Origin of the sequence: Streptomyces sp. NPDC050658 (genome assembly GCF_044457025.1) — a bacterium.
Taxonomy (GTDB): domain Bacteria; phylum Actinomycetota; class Actinomycetes; order Streptomycetales; family Streptomycetaceae; genus Streptomyces.
On sequence record NZ_JBITGM010000028.1, the window covers coordinates 1 to 1,603 of the forward strand.

Annotated in this window: 1 protein-coding gene; it reads left to right on the forward strand. The window is 69.1% G+C overall.

The genetic code is table 11. The annotated features are described in order from the left end of the window. Positions 1–136: 136 nt before the first annotated feature. Positions 137–1,591 carry an NF041680 family putative transposase gene (locus ACIBKX_RS40715; RefSeq protein ID WP_363278034.1) on the forward strand — a complete coding sequence of 485 codons (1,455 nt, stop codon included), beginning with the start codon at positions 137–139 and terminating at the stop codon, positions 1,589–1,591. The last annotated feature ends 12 nt before the right edge of the window (positions 1,592–1,603 follow it).

Here is a 1,603-nt window from a genome sequence, read left to right on the forward strand (position 1 = left end):
CTTGTTCTTTAAGGTCTGAGGTCGAATTGGGCCTCGAACTAAGCCCTTGACCTTGGTGTTCGCCTGACGCTGGGACGGCCTTCATCCGATCCTGTGCTCCGACCAAGGTGCACGGATCCAGACGAAGGCCGTGAAGGTGATTCTGTTGCCTGACGCCGGTCCCGGGGAAGCGTTCGCGCAAGCGTCGCGCTTCCGGGAGGACCTATTCGACTCTCTGACCGCGAGCGGGGACGAACTGTTCGAGCTGGTGGATGCGTTGCTGTGCGCGGATGGTCCGGTGATGTCGCCGGTGGACCTGACGCTGGTGGCCGAGCACCGGCGTGGGCACGGCGCGATGTACGAGGCTTTGAACCGCGGGAGCGTGGACGTGCCCCGGCTGCGGCAGGTGCTGGCCGGTCTGCCGATGCCGCGGGCCGCCGACGGGGGCCTGGTCCTGGCGGTCGACGTCAGCCACTGGCTGCGTCCCGACGCGCCGACCAGCGCGGACCGTCTGTTCTGCCACGTCTACGGCCGCAGCGGACGGTCCTCGGATCAGTTCGTCCCGGGCTGGCCGTACTCGTTCGTCGCCGCCCTCGAACCGGGTCGGACGTCCTGGTGCCAGCTCCTGGACGCCGTCCGCCTCGGGCCCGAGGACGATGTCGCCGAGGTCACCGCCGCCCAGCTCCGCCGTGTGGTCACGGACCTGATCGAGATGGGCCGCTGGCACGTCGGCGACCGCGACATCCTCATCGTCTTCGACGCCGGCTACGACGCCCCGCGCATGGCCCACCTCCTGGCCGGCCTCCCGGTCGAAGTGCTGGGACGGATGCGCTCCGACCGCGTCATGCGACGCCCAACGCCCACGCTCAAGGAGTACGCCCTGGCCTATCCCCAGGGCGGGCGACCGCCGAGGCACGGCAGGGAGTTCCGCTTCGCCAAGCCGGAGACCTGGGGCGAACCGGACGCCGCGACGACGCAGGTCACCGACCGATACGGCACCGTCCGCGCGATGGCCTGGGACCGCATCCACCCCCGCCTGACCACCCGCTCCGCTTGGATCGACCACAACGGCGAACTCCCCATCATTGAAGGCACCCTGATCCGCCTCCAGGTCGACCGCCTGCCCGGCGGACGCGACCCGCTCCCGCTCTGGCTCTGGTCGTCGGCCATCGGCCTGAGCTGCGAGAACGTCGACGTGCGCTGGCAGGCGTTTCTGAGAAGGTTCGACCTGGAGCACCTCTTCAGGATGATCAAACAGACCCTCGGCTGGACCCGGCCGAAGCTGCGCACCCCCGAGGCCGGCGAGCGCTGGACCTGGCTGATCATCGCCGCCCACACCCAGCTCCGCCTCCTACGCGGGGCCGCCGCCGACTTACGGCGGCCGTGGGAGAAACCCGCCGAACCTGGCAGGCTCACCCCGGCCCGCGTCCGCCGAGGGTTTCGGAACCTCCGCCCGCACCTGCACTGTCCGGCCCGTGCACCGAAACCATCAACTCCCGGACCTGGACGGCCACTTGGCTCGAAGAACCGGCGGCCCGCCACCCGCTATGACGTGGGCAAGACCGCGAAACGGCCCGAGAGCATCATCGAACGAAACCGACTCAGACCTTAAAGAACAAGCTGA